15 protein-coding genes are annotated in these 17407 nt (G+C 62.7%); 12 read left to right on the top strand and 3 right to left on the bottom strand.

Features of this window, described 5'->3' with window-relative positions:
• Nucleotides 1-140: 140 nt before the first annotated feature.
• Together ilvA and M5G18_RS21715 are read left to right on the top strand one after the other, a co-directional pair.
• Nucleotides 141-1655 carry a threonine ammonia-lyase, biosynthetic gene (ilvA, locus tag M5G18_RS21710; protein WP_273896149.1) on the top strand — a complete coding sequence of 505 codons (1515 nt, stop codon included), beginning with the start codon at nucleotides 141-143 and terminating at the stop codon, nucleotides 1653-1655.
• A gap of 39 nt (nucleotides 1656-1694) precedes the next feature.
• Nucleotides 1695-2120, top strand: a complete 426-nt coding sequence (locus tag M5G18_RS21715) for a DUF2269 family protein (RefSeq protein WP_273896150.1) — start codon at nucleotides 1695-1697, stop codon at nucleotides 2118-2120.
• A gap of 105 nt (nucleotides 2121-2225) precedes the next feature.
• On the opposite strand, the gene M5G18_RS21720 is transcribed toward M5G18_RS21715, so the two are convergent.
• Nucleotides 2226-2882, bottom strand: coding sequence for a histidinol-phosphatase (locus tag M5G18_RS21720; RefSeq protein ID WP_273896151.1), 657 nt, complete (start codon nucleotides 2880-2882; stop codon nucleotides 2226-2228).
• Between the two features lie 143 nt (nucleotides 2883-3025).
• Between M5G18_RS21720 and M5G18_RS21725 the strand changes: the two genes are divergently transcribed.
• Nucleotides 3026-3505: an RNA pyrophosphohydrolase gene (locus M5G18_RS21725; RefSeq protein WP_003229203.1), complete on the top strand. Its 480-nt coding sequence runs from the start codon at nucleotides 3026-3028 to the stop codon at nucleotides 3503-3505.
• 22 nt (nucleotides 3506-3527) lie between these two features.
• Complete coding sequence (ptsP, locus tag M5G18_RS21730) at nucleotides 3528-5807, top strand: phosphoenolpyruvate--protein phosphotransferase (RefSeq protein WP_007953470.1); 2280 nt, start codon at nucleotides 3528-3530, stop codon at nucleotides 5805-5807.
• A gap of 203 nt (nucleotides 5808-6010) precedes the next feature.
• Here the strand turns inward: ptsP and M5G18_RS21735 are convergent, their stop codons facing one another.
• The gene (locus M5G18_RS21735) at nucleotides 6011-6757 is read right to left on the bottom strand and encodes an NRDE family protein (protein ID WP_273896152.1); all 747 of its coding nucleotides are present in this window, start codon (nucleotides 6755-6757) and stop codon (nucleotides 6011-6013) included.
• Nucleotides 6758-6888: 131 nt separating this feature from the next.
• Here M5G18_RS21735 and M5G18_RS21740 point away from each other — a divergent pair, with 131 nt between their 5' ends.
• The 3 genes from M5G18_RS21740 (at nucleotide 6889) to M5G18_RS21750 (ending at nucleotide 9605) form a co-directional block, all read left to right on the top strand.
• Nucleotides 6889-7671 carry a sulfite exporter TauE/SafE family protein gene (locus M5G18_RS21740; RefSeq protein WP_273896153.1) on the top strand — a complete coding sequence of 261 codons (783 nt, stop codon included), beginning with the start codon at nucleotides 6889-6891 and terminating at the stop codon, nucleotides 7669-7671.
• Between the two features lie 96 nt (nucleotides 7672-7767).
• Nucleotides 7768-8583, top strand: coding sequence for a prolipoprotein diacylglyceryl transferase (gene lgt / locus M5G18_RS21745; protein ID WP_007953463.1), 816 nt, complete (start codon nucleotides 7768-7770; stop codon nucleotides 8581-8583).
• A gap of 50 nt (nucleotides 8584-8633) precedes the next feature.
• The gene (locus M5G18_RS21750) at nucleotides 8634-9605 is read left to right on the top strand and encodes a thymidylate synthase (protein ID WP_011336420.1); all 972 of its coding nucleotides are present in this window, start codon (nucleotides 8634-8636) and stop codon (nucleotides 9603-9605) included.
• A 59-nt stretch (nucleotides 9606-9664) separates the two neighbouring features.
• On the opposite strand, the gene cadR is transcribed toward M5G18_RS21750, so the two are convergent.
• Nucleotides 9665-10114, bottom strand: a complete 450-nt coding sequence (gene cadR, locus M5G18_RS21755) for a Cd(II)/Pb(II)-responsive transcriptional regulator (protein WP_064600182.1) — start codon at nucleotides 10112-10114, stop codon at nucleotides 9665-9667.
• Between the two features lie 84 nt (nucleotides 10115-10198).
• Here cadR and M5G18_RS21760 point away from each other — a divergent pair, with 84 nt between their 5' ends.
• The 5 genes from M5G18_RS21760 to M5G18_RS21780 all read left to right on the top strand — a co-directional run bounded on the left by M5G18_RS21760 (nucleotide 10199) and on the right by M5G18_RS21780 (nucleotide 17369).
• Complete coding sequence (locus M5G18_RS21760; protein ID WP_273896154.1) at nucleotides 10199-12508, top strand: heavy metal translocating P-type ATPase; 2310 nt, start codon at nucleotides 10199-10201, stop codon at nucleotides 12506-12508.
• A 16-nt stretch (nucleotides 12509-12524) separates the two neighbouring features.
• The gene (locus M5G18_RS21765; protein WP_007953452.1) at nucleotides 12525-13388 is read left to right on the top strand and encodes a LysR family transcriptional regulator; all 864 of its coding nucleotides are present in this window, start codon (nucleotides 12525-12527) and stop codon (nucleotides 13386-13388) included.
• 107 nt (nucleotides 13389-13495) lie between these two features.
• Entirely contained in the window at nucleotides 13496-14572 is a 1077-nt protein-coding gene (locus M5G18_RS21770) for a putative 2-aminoethylphosphonate ABC transporter ATP-binding protein (RefSeq protein ID WP_273896155.1), read from the top strand.
• Nucleotides 14572-16296 carry a putative 2-aminoethylphosphonate ABC transporter permease subunit gene (locus tag M5G18_RS21775; RefSeq protein ID WP_192562750.1) on the top strand — a complete coding sequence of 575 codons (1725 nt, stop codon included), beginning with the start codon at nucleotides 14572-14574 and terminating at the stop codon, nucleotides 16294-16296. Before M5G18_RS21770 ends, M5G18_RS21775 begins: the two co-directional genes overlap by 1 nt.
• A 47-nt stretch (nucleotides 16297-16343) precedes the next feature.
• Nucleotides 16344-17369, top strand: coding sequence for a putative 2-aminoethylphosphonate ABC transporter substrate-binding protein (locus M5G18_RS21780; RefSeq protein WP_064600170.1), 1026 nt, complete (start codon nucleotides 16344-16346; stop codon nucleotides 17367-17369).
• Nucleotides 17370-17407 lie beyond the last annotated feature (38 nt).

Consider the following 17407-nt stretch of genomic DNA (forward strand, 5'->3'; position numbering starts at 1 on the left):
TCCGGAAGCGGGCAAGGTAAGAACGGAAAGGCCGGCATTATAGCCTCAAGCCGGGCTAAAACCTCTGCATTCGTGTGGTCGTCCGGCTGAAAGCCGGGTTAGACTCGCTGGTCCCGCCCAACCGCCAGTGATGCTTTCCGATGCTCGAACAGTACGTCAAGAAGATCCTCACCTCGCGCGTTTATGACGTTGCCGTAGAAACCCCGCTGCAGAACGCTCGCCAGCTCTCCGAGCGGCTGGGCAACGACATCTGGCTCAAGCGCGAAGACTTGCAGCCGGTGTTCTCGTTCAAGATTCGCGGCGCCTACAACAAGCTGACCCAGTTGAGCGACGAAGAGCGCGCTCGCGGCGTGGTCACCGCGTCGGCGGGCAACCATGCGCAAGGCCTGGCCCTGGCGGCGAAAGTGCTGGGCGTGAAAGCGACCATCGTGATGCCCAAGACCACCCCGGAGATCAAGGTCGAAGGCGTGCGCTCCCGTGGCGGCAAGGTCGTGCTGCACGGCGATTCCTTCCCGGAAGCCCTGGCCTACTCGCTGAAACTGGTCGATGAAAAAGGCTACGTCTACATCCACCCGTACGACGATCCGCACACCATTGCCGGGCAGGGCACCGTGGCGATGGAAATCCTGCGCCAGCACCCGCAGCCACTGGACGCGATCTTCGTTCCGGTGGGCGGCGGCGGTCTGATCGCCGGCATTGCGGCGTATGTGAAATACCTGCGCCCGGACATCAAGGTCATCGGCGTCGAGCCCGACGACTCCAACTGCCTGCAAGCAGCGATGGCCGCGGGCGAACGCGTGGTGCTGCCGGCCGTGGGCATCTTCGCCGACGGCGTGGCGGTGGCGCAGATCGGCCAGCACACCTTCGACATCTGCAAGGATTACGTCGATGAAGTGATCACCGTCAGCACCGATGAAATCTGCGCGGCGATCAAGGACATCTACGACGATACCCGTTCGATCACCGAACCGGCCGGCGCCCTCGGCGTGGCCGGGATCAAGAAGTACGTCGAGCAGCGCGGCGTCAGCTGCAAGACCTTCGTGGCCATCGACTCCGGGGCCAACGTCAACTTCGACCGCCTGCGCCACGTCGCCGAGCGTGCCGAACTGGGTGAAGGCCGCGAAGCGATCATCGCCGTGACCATCCCGGAGAAGGCGGGCAGCTTCAAGGCGTTCTGCGAGGCCATCGGCAAGCGTCAGATCACCGAATTCAACTACCGCTACAACAATGGCAGCGAAGCGCACATCTTCGTCGGCGTACAGACCCATCCGGACAACGACCCACGCAGTGCGCTGCTGGCAAGCCTGACCGAACAGGGTTTCCCGGTGCTCGACCTGACCGACAACGAACTGGCCAAACTGCACATCCGTCACATGGTCGGCGGTCGTGCGGCGCACGTGGTCGATGAAGTGGTGCTGCGCTTCGAGTTCCCGGAGCGTCCGGGCGCGCTGTTCAACTTCCTCAACAAGCTCGGCGGTCGCTGGAACATCTCGATGTTCCACTACCGCAACCACGGTGCGGCGGACGGCCGCGTGGTCGCGGGTCTGCAAGTACCCCACGACGAACGTCATCTGGTGCCCGCAGCCCTTGAGGAAATCGGCTACCCGTACTGGGACGAAAGCGACAACCCGGCCTATCAGCTGTTTCTTGGCTGAACGGCTACGCTGATGGGCAGGCCATAAGGAAATCGGATCATGGAAACGTTAACCGCCCTGAAAGCGGCGCACATGCTGGCGACTGCGGTGCTGTTGCTCGGTGCGCTGGGCCTGGGAATCCGGGTCTGGCGCGCACGACGCAATGGTGACGCGACGGCGGGCAGCCGTACGTTGCAGCGGCCATGGCTGTTTGTCTGGCTGTTGATCGTGCTGGCGCTGGTAAGCATGCCGTTCACCGGCTGGTGGATGGTGCATCTGGTGGGCTGGCCGCTGGGGCAGACGTGGATTCTGGCCTCGAGCGTGCTCTACACCGTGGCGGCGCTGGCGTGGTTCTGGCTGCTGGTGCGCTTGAACCGGTTGCGCAAGGCGCCGGGCGGCGTGGGTCGATTCAGCCTGGGGCTGGCGTTGTTCGGATTGGTCTGCTTTATCGCGATTGCCGGGTTGATGGGCGCCAAGCCGGTTTAAGGCTTGAGACCGAGTTGACCCCAATCGCGAGCAAGCTCGCTCCCACAGGGAATTTGTGTGCGACACAGATCCAATGTGGGAGCGGGCTTGCCCGCGAAGGCGTAGTCAGTCGCGCAGACTGATTACCGGCCAGCCGCGCTTCTCGGCTTCGGCCCGCAGGTTCGGATCCGGGTCGACTGCCACCGGATTCGCCACCTGCTCCAGCAGCGGCAGGTCATTCATCGAGTCGCTGTAGAAATAGCTGCCTTCCAGCGAATGCCCGGTTTCTTCCAGCCAGCGGTTCAGGCGCGTCACCTTGCCTTCGCGGAAGCACGGCACGTCGGTGCTGCGTCCGGTATAGCGGCCGTCCTCCATCTCGCACTCGGTGGCGATCAGGGTTTCAACGCCCAGGCGCACCGCAATCGGCGCGGTGACGAAGCGGTTGGTGGCGGTGATGATCACCAGTTTGTCGCCGGCGTCGCGGTGCTTTTTCAGCAGCTCGAGCGCCTTCGGCAGCACGATCGGCTCGATGCAGTCGCGCATGTAATCGTTGTGCCACTGGTCAAGCACGGCCATTTCGGTGCGGCCGAGGATCTCCAGGCAGAAGTTCAGGTAGGCCGCGTTATCCAGTTTGCCGGCCAGGTAATCCTGATAGAACTCGTCGTTGCGCGTCTTGTAGGCGATCGGGTCGAGGAAGCCGCGTTCGCACAGATAATCGCCCCAGGCGTGATCGCTGTCGCCGCCCAGAAGGGTGTTGTCCAAATCGAATAAAGCCAGGCGCATTGCAGTTACCCGCTGAAAAGTCAGTAAAAAGGCCACAAGAATACGGTCTTTTCACAAGAGTGCACATAAGCTCGGAACCTTCGTTGCCGCCTTCACAACCTTTGTGGAACAATGCGGCGACATGCGTTTGCGAGGTTGTTGCCGTGATCGACCCCGATGGTTTCCGCCCTAATGTCGGGATCATTCTGACGAATGACGCCGGCCAGGTGCTATGGGCTCGCCGTATCAATCAAGATGCCTGGCAGTTTCCGCAAGGGGGAATCAATCCCGAGGAGACGCCGGAAGACGCCTTGTACCGCGAGCTGAACGAAGAAGTTGGCCTGGAACGCGAAGATGTTGAAATACTGGCCTGCACCCGGGGCTGGTTGCGCTATCGTTTGCCGCAACGTCTGGTGCGAACCCACAGCCAACCGCTGTGCATCGGCCAGAAACAGAAATGGTTTCTCCTGCGCCTGATCTCCAACGAGCAGCGGGTGCGGATGGATTTGACCGGTAAACCGGAGTTCGATGGCTGGCGCTGGGTCAGTTATTGGTATCCGTTGGGCCAGGTGGTGACATTCAAGCGCGAAGTGTATCGCCGCGCTCTCAAAGAGCTTGCCCCGCGCCTTCTAGCGCGCGACTGACGACGGAGTTCGACCCCGAGCCATGCTCAATACGCTGCGCAAGATCGTCCAGGAAGTTAACTCCGCCAAGGATCTCAAGGCGGCGTTGGGGATTATTGTGTTGCGCGTCAAAGAGGCCATGGGCAGCCAGGTCTGCTCGGTCTACCTGCTTGATCCAGAGACCAACCGCTTCGTGCTGATGGCCACCGAGGGCTTGAACAAGCGCTCGATCGGCAAGGTCAGCATGGCACCCAACGAAGGTCTGGTCGGCCTGGTCGGCACGCGTGAAGAACCCCTGAACCTCGAAAACGCCGCGGATCACCCGCGCTACCGCTACTTCGCCGAGACCGGCGAGGAGCGCTACGCCTCGTTCCTCGGGGCGCCGATCATTCACCACCGCCGCGTCGTCGGCGTGTTGGTCATCCAGCAGAAAGAACGCCGCCAGTTCGATGAAGGTGAAGAAGCCTTCCTCGTGACCATGAGCGCGCAGCTCGCCGGGGTAATCGCTCACGCCGAGGCCACCGGCTCGATCCGTGGCCTGGGCCGTCAGGGCAAGGGCATCCAGGAAGCCAAGTTCGTCGGCGTGCCGGGTTCGCCGGGCGCGGCGGTCGGTACCGCGGTGGTCATGCTGCCTCCGGCGGATCTGGACGTGGTGCCGGACAAGACCATCACCGACATCGATGCGGAACTGGCGCTGTTCAAGACCGCCATCGAAGGCGTGCGCGCCGACATGCGTGCGTTGTCGGCCAAGCTGGCGACCCAGCTGCGTCCGGAAGAGCGCGCGCTGTTCGACGTCTACCTGATGATGCTCGACGATGCCTCGCTGGGCAGCGAAATCACCAACGTGATCAAGACCGGGCAGTGGGCCCAGGGCGCGTTGCGCCAGGTCGTGACCGATCACGTCAACCGTTTCGATTTGATGGACGACGAATACCTGCGTGAGCGGGCGTCGGACGTCAAGGACCTGGGCCGACGCCTGCTCGCCTACCTGCAGGAAGAGCGTCAGCAGAACCTGGTCTACCCGGAAAAGACCATTCTGGTCAGCGAAGAACTGACGCCGGCGATGCTCGGCGAGGTGCCGGAAGGCACGCTGGTCGGTCTGGTGTCGGTGCTTGGTTCGGGTAACTCCCACGTCGCGATCCTGGCCCGGGCCATGGGTATCCCGACGGTGATGGGTGTAGTCGACTTGCCATACGCCAAGGTCGATGGCATTCCGATGATCGTCGACGGGCTCAAGGGCGAAATCTACACCAACCCGAGCGAAGTGCTGATCAAGCAGTTCGCCGAGGTGGTGGAAGAAGAGAAACAACTGGCGCTGGGCCTCGACTCCCTGCGCGATCTGCCGTGCGTGACCCTCGATGGCCACCGCATGCCGCTGTGGGTCAACACCGGCCTGCTGGCGGATGTGGCGCGGGCGCAGAAGCGCGGCGCCGAAGGTGTCGGTCTGTACCGCACCGAAGTGCCGTTCATGATCAACCAGCGCTTTCCGAGCGAGAAGGAACAGCTGGCGATCTACCGCGAGCAGCTCGCCGCGTTCCACCCGCAACCGGTGACCATGCGCAGCCTGGACATCGGCGGCGACAAGTCGCTGTCGTACTTCCCGATCAAGGAAGACAACCCGTTCCTCGGCTGGCGCGGGATCCGCGTCACCCTCGACCACCCGGAAATCTTCCTGGTGCAGACCCGCGCGATGCTCAAGGCCAGCGAAGGCCTGAACAACCTGCGGATCCTGCTGCCGATGATCTCCGGCATCCACGAGCTCGAAGAGGCGCTGCACCTGATCCACCGGGCCTGGGGCGAAGTGCGCGACGAAGGCACCGACGTGCCGATGCCGCCGGTGGGCGTGATGATCGAAATTCCTGCGGCGGTTTACCAGACCAAAGAGCTGGCGCGGATGGTGGACTTCCTGTCGGTCGGCTCCAACGACCTGACCCAGTACCTGCTGGCAGTGGACCGCAACAACCCACGGGTGGCGGACCTCTACGACTACCTGCACCCGGCGGTGCTGCAAGCCCTGCAAACCGTGGTGCGCGACGCCCATGCCGAAGGCAAGCCGGTGAGCATCTGCGGCGAGATGGCCGGTGACCCGGCGGCAGCGGTGCTGTTGATGGCGATGGGTTTCGACAGTCTGTCGATGAACGCCACCAACCTGCCGAAGGTGAAGTGGATGCTGCGTCAGATCAACCTGAGCAAGGCCAAGGATCTGCTGGCGGAACTGATGACCATCGACAACCCGCAGGTTATTCACAGCTCGCTGCAACTGGCGCTGAAGAACCTCGGGTTGGCGAAGATGGTCAATCCGGCGGCGGTCAAGCCTCTCTGAATCAGTGGCGTATTCAAAAGCCACCCCTCATCGGAACGCCGCCCGCCCAACCCTCTCCCCAAAGGGGAGAGGGGGAAAGGGAGCAGATCTCCATGCTGTTCAAAGCCGGAGTTCGACTCGGAATCTCAGGTCGATGTCGCTAGAAAAAACAACTCAGTCGGCTCCCTCTCCCTCCGGGAGAGGGCTGGGGTGAGGGCTTGCTTCTAAAGGTAAATCTCAACTTCCCCCAAATGCCCACCATACGGCCCAAAACTGCGCTCCACCATCCGCCGCGTCCCGTCCGCCTGCACGATCAACGCCGTACTCGCCCGAGTCCCGTAACTCTGGCTGGCAATAAACACACTCGACAGCAACGACTCGGTCGCCAACCCCACGCCGGTATCCGGCAAATCAGCAAACGGCGCCGTTTGCGCATCCCCCAACAACGCCAACAACCGCTCGGGCTGCGGATCATCCAGCACCGCACTCAATGCCGCCTTCGCCTTGAGCAGTTTCGGCCACGGCGTATCCAGCCCGGCGTTGGACAGGCCATAGACGCCGGGCTGCAGCATCACCGGTTCCGAAGATCGGGCATTGAAGTGCCACAGTTCGTTGGCATTGCCCAGCAGCAGGTTGAAGCCGGCATAGTCCGGCGAACGGGCAACAACGTCGGACAAATAATCATCGATCGACAGGTTTCCGGTCAGAAAACCCGCCACCAGTTCACCCCGGGAGCGCCGGGCCGGCGGCTGATGCGGATCACGAATATTGGTCAGCGCCGCAAAACGACCGTTGGCGCCAAGACCGAGCCAGGTGCCCCCGGCCTCAAGATCGCGCCCGGCGTGAACATGCAGCGACTCGGGCCACTGCGCCAGCGGCAGGCTGGGCCGGGCGTAGAACTCGTCACGGTTGGCCGCGACGATCAGCGGCTGGGCATGCCCCGGTCGCCAGGCGAAAACAATCAGGCACATAAGGTGGTCCTTGTGTGTTTTTTGCCCACTCTACGCAGACATCGTCCGTGCATCCATCGCCAGTGGAGCCGAAGGGTATCCATCCGTTACCATGCCGCTCCGGTTTTGGGGATGCGCCTTGGGAGGCAGTCATGGAATTTCTGCTCTATCTGGCGCTGGGCGCCTGTGCGGGCGTACTGGCCGGGCTGTTCGGGGTAGGCGGCGGGATCATCATCGTCCCGGTGCTGGTGTTCAGTTTCACCTTGCAGGGCTTCGATCCGTCGATCCTGACCCACCTGGCGGTCGGCACCTCGCTGGCGACGATCATCTTCACCTCGGTCAACGCCGTGCGTGAACACCATCGACGCGGCGCCGTGCGCTGGTCGATCTTCAAGTGGATGACTGTCGGCATCCTGCTCGGTGCAGGCTTCGGAGCGCTGACCGCCGAAGCGATCTCCGGGCCCAACCTGCAAAAGATCATCGGTGTGTTCGCCCTGGTGATCGCCGCGCAGCTGGCGCTGGACGTCAAACCCAAGGCCAGCCGAACGGTGCCCGGCAAGCTCGGTCTGACCATGGCCGGCAGTGTGATCGGCTGGGCCTCGGCGATTTTCGGGATTGGCGGCGGCTCGCTGACCGTGCCGTTCCTGACCTGGCGCAGCGTGCCGATGCAGCAGGCGGTGGCGACCTCGTCGGCCTGTGGCCTGCCGATCGCCGTGGCCAGTGCAGTAAGTTTCATGATTCTGGGCTGGCATGATCCGTTGCTGCCGGCCCATAGTCTCGGTTTTGTGTATTTGCCGGCACTGCTCGGCATTGCCCTGACCAGCATGGTGTTCGCCCGTCTCGGCGCGCGGCTGGCGCACAGGTTGTCGCCGAAGTTGCTGAAACGGCTGTTCGCGGCTTTGCTGTTTTGCGTGGGCCTGAGCTTTCTGTTCTGAGCCGTCTGTTTTGGCAGGTCGCAATCCTGGCTTAATCCTGAGGTGACAGCGTCGCCCGGGAATTTTTGAAGATTTGAATGCTAACGAGGAGTCGCAATGCTGCCTTACCCGCAGATCGATCCGGTGGCCCTGGCCATCGGTCCGCTGAAAATCCACTGGTACGGCCTGATGTACCTGGTCGGCATCGGCGGCGCGTGGCTGCTGGCATCGCGCCGGCTCAACCGTTTTGACCCGACCTGGACCAAGGAAAAACTTTCCGACCTGGTGTTCTGGCTGTCGATGGGGGTGATTGTCGGCGGGCGTCTGGGCTATGTGCTGTTCTACGATCTGAGCGCCTACATCGCCAACCCGACGCTGATTTTCGAAGTGTGGAAGGGCGGCATGTCGTTCCACGGCGGTTTCATCGGCGTAATGCTGGCCGCGTTGTGGTTCGGCAAGCGTAACGGCAAGTCGTTCTTCCAGCTGATGGACTTCGTGGCGCCGATGGTGCCGATCGGTCTGGGTGCCGGACGCATCGGCAACTTCATCAACGCCGAGCTGTGGGGCAAGGCCACCGACGTGCCGTGGGCCATGGTGTTCCCGCCGTTCAGCGACCCGGCACAACTGCCGCGTCACCCGTCGCAGCTGTATCAGTTCGCGCTCGAAGGCGTGGCGCTGTTCCTGATCCTCTGGCTGTTCTCGCGCAAGCCGCGACCAACCATGGCGGTCTCGGGCATGTTCGCGCTGTTCTATGGCATCTTCCGTTTCATCGTCGAATTCGTCCGCGTGCCGGACGCGCAACTGGGCTATCTGGCCTGGAACTGGCTGACCATGGGTCAGGTACTCTGCGTACCGATGATCATCGGCGGGCTGTTCCTGATCTGGCTGGCCTACCACCGCGCCCCGGCGGCGCCGGTTGCACCGACAGCTTAAATATTCGGACCCCGGCGATGTCTGCCGGGGCTCAAGGACACAGGTAACTCATGAAGCAATATCTCGATCTGGTGTCGCACGTCATCAACAACGGCACCAAACAGGCCAACCGTACCGGCGTGAACACCATCAGCTTTCCGGGCGCCATGCTGCGCTTCGATCTGCAGGAAGGTTTCCCGGCGATCACCACCCGCAAGATGGCCTTCAAATCGGCCATCGGCGAGATGTGCGGCTTTCTGCGGGGCGTGAACAACGCCGCCGAATTCCGTGCACTGGGCTGCAAGGTCTGGGATCAGAACGCCAACGAAAACGCCCAGTGGCTGGCCAACCCGTTCCGCCAGGGCGAAGACGACCTCGGCGAAATCTACGGCGTGCAATGGCGCAAATGGCCGGCATACAAGCAGATCCCGCTGAGCAACACCGCCGCCATCGAACAAACCCTGAGCAACGGCTACAAGCAGATTGCCCAGGGCGAAGAAGACGGCCAGGCCTACGTGGTCTTGTACAAAGCCATCGATCAAGTGCGCCAGTGCGTCGACACGATCATCAAGGACCCGGGCAGCCGCCGCATCCTGTTCCACGGCTGGAACTGCGCCCAACTCGATGAAATGGCCTTGCCGCCGTGCCATCTGCTGTACCAGTTCCACCCGAATGTCGAGACCAAGGAAATCTCCCTGACCCTCTACATCCGCTCCAACGACCTGGGCCTGGGCACGCCGTTCAACCTCACCGAAGGCGCCGCGCTGCTGAGCCTGATCGGTCGCCTGACCGGCTACACGCCGCGCTGGTTCACCTATTTCATCGGTGACGCCCACGTCTACGAAAACCACCTGGACATGCTCAACGAACAGCTCAAGCGCGAGCCGTTCGCCATGCCGAAGCTGAAGATTTCGGATCGTGTGCCGGAGTTTGCCAAGACCGGTGTTTATCAGCCGGAATGGCTGGAACTGGTAGAGCCGAGCGACTTCTCGCTGGAAGGCTACGAGCACCATGCGCCGATGACCGCGCCGATGGCGGTCTGAAAACCGGGTGATCAAACACTGAGGGAGCCAAATTGCTCCCTCAGTTGTTTCTGGCGTTCTTAATGGCCGTGACTGCGGCCCACATGCGAATGCTCGACCTCTGTCGCCACAACCCCGCCGCTCACCTCCAGCCGTTGCAGAATCCCGCACTGATCCGCCTCCGGTCCTTCGCCACAACGCTGGCGCAGGTCGAGCAGTTGCGTCTGCAACGCGAGTAACCCATCGATCCGCGCCTTGACGTGCTGGATGTGCTCGTCGATCAGCGCATTCACGCTTTCGCACTGATCCTGCGGGCTGTCGCGCAAGGCGAGCAGGCTGCGGATTTCTTCAAGGGTCATGTCGAGGGTGCGGCAGTTGCGGATGAAGGTCAGGCGTTCGGCGTGGGCCTGGGTGTAGACGCGGTAGTTGCCGTCGCTGCGGGCCGGTTCCGGCAGCAGGTTTTCACGCTCGTAGTAGCGGATGGTTTCCACGGCGCAATCGGTTTGTTTCGCCAGTTCTCCGATCTTCATGACGGCAATCTCCAAAAGGGTGCTTGACCCTATAGTGGCTACAGGGTCTTTACTTGGCAACAGGCACCTTCATGGACGCGACCAATGAGCGATTCCCTGCACACCAACAAGCCCGGCGACGGGCACGACCACAGTCACAAACTGCAGCCTGTGCATAAACATGCCCACGCCGACGACTCCTGCTGCGGGTCGAAAACCGTTGCGCCGGCGCCGGTTCATTCGAGTGAAGATTCCTGCTGCTCGTCGAAAGCCGCCGCGCCTTCGCTGGTGCAACTGAGTGAGGCGAAAAGCGCCGACGCCCGGCTGAGTAGCTTCCGCATCGAGGCGATGGACTGCCCGACCGAACAGACGCTGATCCAGAACAAGCTCGGCAAACTGGCCGGGATCCAGCAGCTGGAATTCAACCTGATCAACCGCGTGCTTGGCGTGACTCACAATCTGCCGGACACCGCGCCGATCATCGACGCGATCAAATCCCTCGGCATGCAGGCCGAGCCGCTGGAGGCGGGCGTAGATGCGCCGGTCGCAGCGCCGGTGAAAAAACACTGGTGGCCGCTGGCGCTGTCCGGCGTCGGTGCGCTTGCTGCCGAAGTGATCCACTTCACCAGCGCCGCCCCGACCTGGGTGGTGGCGATCATCGCGCTGATCTCGATCCTCAGCGGCGGCCTCACCACCTACAAAAAGGGCTGGATCGCCCTGAAGAACCGCAACCTCAACATTAACGCCCTGATGAGCATCGCCGTGACCGGCGCCGTGTTGATCGGCCAATGGCCGGAAGCGGCGATGGTGATGTTCCTGTTCACCGTGGCCGAGCTGATCGAAGCGCGCTCGCTGGATCGCGCACGCAACGCCATCAGCGGTCTGATGCAGATGACGCCAGAGCAGGCCACTGTGTTGCAGGCGGACGGCAACTGGGTCGAACTGGACGTCAAAAACATCGATCTCGGCGCCCGTGTGCGGGTGAAACCCGGCGAGCGCATCGCGCTGGACGGTGAGGTCGTCAGCGGCAGTTCGACCATCGATCAGGCGCCGATCACCGGCGAAAGCCTGCCGGTGGAGAAAACCGTCGGCGACAAGGTCTTTGCGGGCACTATCAACCAGGCCGGTTCGCTGGAATATGCGGTGACCGCTGCGGCCAACAATTCCACCCTGGCGCGGATCATCCACGCCGTGGAACAGGCGCAAGGCGCGCGGGCGCCGACCCAGCGTTTCGTCGATCAATTCTCGAAAATCTATACCCCGGTGGTCTTCGTCCTGGCGCTGGCCGTGGCGATCATCCCGCCGCTGTTCATGGGCGCCGCGTGGTTCGACTGGATTTACCGCGCGCTGGTGCTGCTGGTGGTCGCTTGCCCGTGTGCGCTGGTGATTTCCACTCCGGTGACCATCGTCAGCGGCCTTGCCGCAGCGGCGCGCAAAGGCATTCTGGTCAAGGGCGGCGTGTACCTGGAGGGCGGATTCAAGCTCGACTATCTGGCCCTCGACAAGACCGGCACCATCACCCACGGCAAACCGGTGCAGACCGATTACCTGTCCCTCGACCCGACCGCCGACGCCACGGCCCCGGCGATTGCCGTCGCGCTGGCCGGGCGCTCCGATCACCCGGTGTCGCTGGCCATCGCCAATGCGGCTGTGGATAAAGGTTTCGCGACGCTGGTTGTGGATAACTTCGAAGCGTTGGCCGGGCGGGGTGTGAAAGGTGAGATCAACGGTCAGGCCTACCACCTGGGCAACCACCGTCTGGTTGAAGAACTGGGCCTGTGCTCGCCGCAACTGGAAGAAAAACTGTTCGCGCTGGAGAAACAGGGCAAGTCCGTGGTGTTGCTGCTCGACAGCTCCGGCCCGCTGGCGCTGTTCGCCGTGGCCGACACGGTCAAGGAAACCAGCCGCGAAGCGATCCGCCAACTGCACGATCTGGGCGTGAAAACCCTGATGCTCACCGGCGACAACGTCCACACCGCGCAGGCGATTGCGGCGCAGGTCGGGATCGATCAGGCCAAGGGCGACCTGTTGCCAACCGACAAATTGCAAGCCATCGAAGACCTGTATGCGCAGGGCCGTCGGGTCGGCATGGTCGGCGACGGCATCAACGACGCGCCGGCACTGGCGCGGGCGGAGATCGGTTTCGCCATGGCGGCGGCCGGTACCGATACGGCGATTGAAACCGCCGATGTCGCCCTGATGGACGACGATCTACGCAAGATTCCGGCCTTCATCAGCCTGTCGCGCCATACCGCCGCTATCCTGAAACAGAACATCGCGCTGGCGCTGGTGATCAAAGCGATCTTTCTTGGGGTAACCTTCGCCGGGCTCGCCACCATGTGGATGGCGGTGTTTGCCGACATGGGCGTAAGCCTGCTGGTGGTGTTCAACGGTTTGCGCCTGTTGCGCAAATAGAGGAAGAGGGACGGTTGTGCTGAGTGCCGAGCTGAAAGCGTTTTACATGGTGGCCCGCCTGGGCAGCATCACGCTGGCGGCGAAAAAGCTCGGCCTCAGCCAACCGACCGTGACCACTCAGATCCGGAATCTGGAAAGCCAGTATTCGGTGGAGCTGTTCTACCGTGGCGGCCGGCGCTTGAGTGTCAGCGACGAAGGCGCGCGGCTGTTGCCGATGGTCAAGGCGCTGTTGCAACAGGAGGCCGATATCGAGTTCTTCCTGCGCAACAGCGGCCAGGTGCAGGGCACGCTGCGCATTGCCGCCACCGCGCCGTATTACATCCTCGATCTGGTGAAGACCTTCCGCGAGCGTCTGCCGCAGGTGGAAGTGTCGGTGGAAATCGGCAACTCGCAGCAGGTGCTCGAAGCGCTGGAGGATTACCGGGTGGATGTCGCGGCGTCGTCGCAATTGCTCGACGATGCACGGCTGATCCGTCGGGTGTTGGGCAGCGATCCGCTGGTGCTGGCGGTGCATCGCAATCACCCGCTGGCGGCGCACGACCATGTGACGCTGAGTGCGCTGGCCGGGCATACCTTGCTGATGCGTGAATCCGGCTCGACCACCCGTCGCCTCACCGAAGAATTGCTGGCCAGCGCCGGGGTCAGTTTCGGCCCGTTGCTGGAGATCGGCAGCCGCGAATCGATCCGCGAGGCGGTGCTGCGCAACATCGGCATCAGCATCATCGCCCGCCAGGAAGTGCCGCACGATCCGCAGTTGCGGGTGCTGACGCTCGAAAATGCGCCGCAGATTCCCGAATATCTCTACTGCCTCAAGGAACGCAAGAACGCGCGCTTGCCGGCAGCGTTTCTCGGACTGGCGCAGGAAATGTCCCCGGCCTGATCAACCAAAATCCCTGAATACCACTATCGGTCGATTTTGCCTTGTTGCCATATGACCGACGCATTACAACTCTAGGATTCGTCTCATCTGCTTGATGAGGCCTTTCCATGAACCCTGCAATCGCAACTGCCCTGACCAACCCCGGCGCACCGATGAAAGTGCGCGGCGTGCAGAAGCGCTTCGGCGCCTTCACGGCGCTGGATAACGTTTCCCTCGATGTCGCGGCCGGTGAGCTGGTGTGCCTGCTTGGCCCGTCGGGCTGCGGCAAGACCACGCTGCTGCGTTGCATCGCCGGTCTGGAGAAACAGGACAGCGGCGAGTTGTACCTCGGCGAGCGCGACGTTTCCCACCTCGCCCCGCAGGCTCGGGACTACGGCATCCTGTTCCAGTCCTACGCGCTGTTTCCCAATCTGACCGTCGAAGCGAACATTGCCTACGGCCTCGCGGGCAGCGGTCGCGATGAAGCACGCCGTCGAGTCGGTCAGATGCTGGAACTGGTCGGCCTCACCGGCAGTGAGAAAAAGTACCCGGGCCAGTTGTCCGGCGGCCAGCAGCAACGGGTCGCATTGGCCCGCGCCCTGGCCCCCGCGCCATCGCTGCTATTGCTCGACGAACCGATGTCGGCCCTCGACGCCCGGGTTCGCGAGCATCTGTGCACCGAGCTGCGCCAACTGCAACGCAACCTCGGCATCACCACCCTGATGGTTACCCACAATCAGGACGAAGCCATGCTGATGGCCGACCGCATCGCCGTGATGAACAACGGCAAGGTCGAGCAGTACGCCACCCCGCAGGAAATCTACAACCGCCCGGCCACGCCGTTCGTGGCCGAGTTCGTCGGCCAGGGCAACTGGCTGCCGTTCCAGCGCAGCAGCGACAGCCACGCCAAGGTCGGCGGGATGAACCTGCGCCTGGCCGACGGCAGCGTCCACAGCCCGTCGGGCCGGCTGTTCTGCCGCCCGGAAGCGATCAACGTCAATCCACTGGTGCACGAAGAAAACCTGTTCCCGGCCAAGGTTCGCGAGATCACTTTCCTCGGTAACCGCTGCCGCATGAGCTTCGAACTCGATCAACTGCCAGGCCATGCCTTGCTCGCTGAACTGGCGCCGGAAGCCATGCCACGCCTGGGCGCCCAGCAGATCATGGTCGCCTTGCCGCCACGCAGCCTGCAGGTGTTTGCCTGATGAACAGCAACCTCGCACTGCCGCTACCGCAAAAGCAGGCGCGGCAGGTGTCCGGGGCCGAGGTCGGCGACCGGATCTTCGTCCTCGGCGGCAAACTCCTGCTGCTGGTGCTGCTCGGTGTGGCGGTGCTGTTGCCATTGCTGGCGATCTTCTGGCGCGGTTTCAGCAGCGAAGCCGGTCAGGGCGGTGGCTGGCTCGCCGCCAAGGAGCTGGTGACCAGCGACAACTTCCACTGGTTGCTCGGCAACAGCCTGAAGGTTTCCCTCAGCGTCGCGGCCATCGTCGTACCGCTGGCCTACCTGTTTGCCTACGCCTTGCAGCGCACGTTGATTCCGGCAAAAGGCATCTGGCGCGGGATCTCCCTGCTGCCGCTGATGGCGCCGTCGATGCTGCCGGGGATTGCGCTGGTGTATCTGTTCGGCAATCAGGGCATGTTGCGCGGGCTGCTGTCGGACAACATCTACGGTTTCTGGGGGATTGTTCTGGGTGAGGTGATCTACACCTTCCCACACGCCTTGATGATTTTGCTGTCAGCCCTGTCGCTGGCGGATGCGCGACTGTTCGACGCTGCGTCGAGCATGGGTGCGAGCCCTGCGAAAGCCTTCCGCAGTATTACTTGGCCGGCGACTCGCCAGGCCGTGTTCGCCGCGTTCTGTCTGGTGTTCACCCTGACCATCACCGATTTCGGTGTGCCGGTGGTGGTCGGAGGCGACTATCAGGTGCTGGCGCTGGAAGCCTACAAAGCGGTGGTCGGCCAGCAGCAATTCGGTCGCGGCGCGTTGATCGGCATGGTCCTGCTGCTGCCGGCGCTGTTCAGTTTCGGCGTCGATGCCTGGCTGCGCCGGCGTCACGGCGACTCCATGAGCGGCCGCGCCCAGGTGTTCAAACCGGCGCCGTCGAAGAAGCGCGATGCCTTTTATCTCAGCGTGGTCCTGCTGATCAGCGCCGCGCTGCTGCTGGTGTTCGGTATGGCGGTGTTCTCGTCGCTGGTGAAGTTCTGGCCGTACAACCTGTCGCTGTCGCTCAACCACTATCAGTTCAACGAGACCGCCGGCGGTGGCTGGCTGGCCTATGGCAACAGTCTGAAGATGGCGCTGGGCACGGCGTTGATCGGCAGTGTGCTGATTTTCACCGGCGCCTACCTGATGGAAAAGACCCGCAGCCAGCGCGGGCTGAATCTGACGCTGCGCATGCTCAGTTTCGTACCGATGGCGGTGCCGGGGCTGGTGCTGGGTCTGGGTTACGTCTTCTTTTTCAACCTGACCGGCAACCCGTTGCATGTGCTGTACGGGACCATGACCCTGCTGATCGTCTGCACCATTGCTCACTATTTGACCACCGCGCAGATGACCGCCACCACCGCGCTGCGTCAGCTCGACGCCGAGTTCGAGGCCGCCGCGCTGTCGCTCAAGGCGCCGCTGTACCGGCACTACCTGCGGGTCACCGTGCCGATCTGCCTGCCGGCGCTGCTGGACATCGTGCGCTACCTGTTCGTCTCGGCCATGACCACCGTGTCGGCGGCGATCTTCCTCTATAGCCCCGACACCATCCTCGCGGCGGTGGCGGTGCTGAACATGGATGACGCCGGCAACGTCGGCGGCGCGGCGGCGATGTCGACCCTGATTCTGTTCACCTCGGCGGGCGTGTCCTTGCTGCTGGCGTGGGCTTCGCGCGGCTTGCTGCGCCGTTCCCAGGCCTGGCGGCAAACGGCGCCCGGCCACTGATCCACGACTTGTCCCTATTGCCTCAACTCACCTACAGGAAAACGATCATGTTCAAGCCTATGGCCCTGGCCGCTGCTGTGCTCGCTACTTTCAGCCTGAATGCCTTCGCGGCAAAAACCGAGTTGACGGTGTACACCGCCCTCGAAGCCGAACAGTTGAAGTCCTACAAAGAGGCCTTCGAAAAGGCCAACCCGGACGTCGAGATCAAGTGGGTGCGCGACTCCACCGGGATCATCACCGCCAAACTGCTGGCCGAGAAGGACCGCCCGCAGGCTGACGCGGTGTGGGGCCTGGCGGCGTCGAGCCTGGCGATCCTCGATCAGCAAGGCATGCTGCAAAGCTATGCACCGAAGGATCTGGGCAAGATCGGCGCGAACTACCGTGATGCCGCCAACCCGCCAGCCTGGGTCGGCATGGACGTCTGGGCCGCAACCATTTGCTTCAACACCGTCGAGGCCGAAAAGCAGGGCCTGACCAAACCGGTGAGCTGGCAGGACCTGACCAAGCCTGAGTACAAAGGCAAGATCGTGATGCCGAATCCGGCTTCGTCCGGCACCGGTTTCCTCGACGTCAGCGCCTGGCTGCAAACCTTCGGCGAGAAACAGGGCTGGGCCTACATGGACGGTCTGCACCAGAACATCGGCCAGTACGTTCACTCCGGGTCCAAGCCTTGCAAACTGGCGGCGGCGGGCGAATTCCCGATCGGGATTTCCTTCGAATACCCGGCCGTTCAGCTGAAGCGCCAAGGTGCGCCGCTGGACATCATCCTGCCGAAGGAAGGCCTGGGCTGGGAGATCGAGGCGACTGCCGTGATCAAAGGCACGCCGCATGAAGAAGCCGCGAAGAAACTGGCCGACTTCTCCGCCAGCGCCCCGGCGATGGATCTGTACAAGGAAAACTTCGCCGTCCTCGCCCAGCCGGGTATCGCCAAGCCGCAGACCGAACTGCCGGCCGACTACGAGCAGCGCCTGATCAAGAACGACTTTGCCTGGGCCTCGAAGAACCGCGACGAAATCCTGACCGAATGGCGCAAGCGCTATGACGGCAAGTCCGAGAAAGTCGCTGCCAAGTAAGATCTTCATCGACTGACAGGGCCCCTTCGCTGGCAAGC

Origin of the sequence: Pseudomonas aphyarum, assembly GCF_028657055.1 — a bacterium.
GTDB classification, from domain to species: Bacteria; Pseudomonadota; Gammaproteobacteria; order Pseudomonadales; family Pseudomonadaceae; genus Aquipseudomonas; species Aquipseudomonas aphyarum.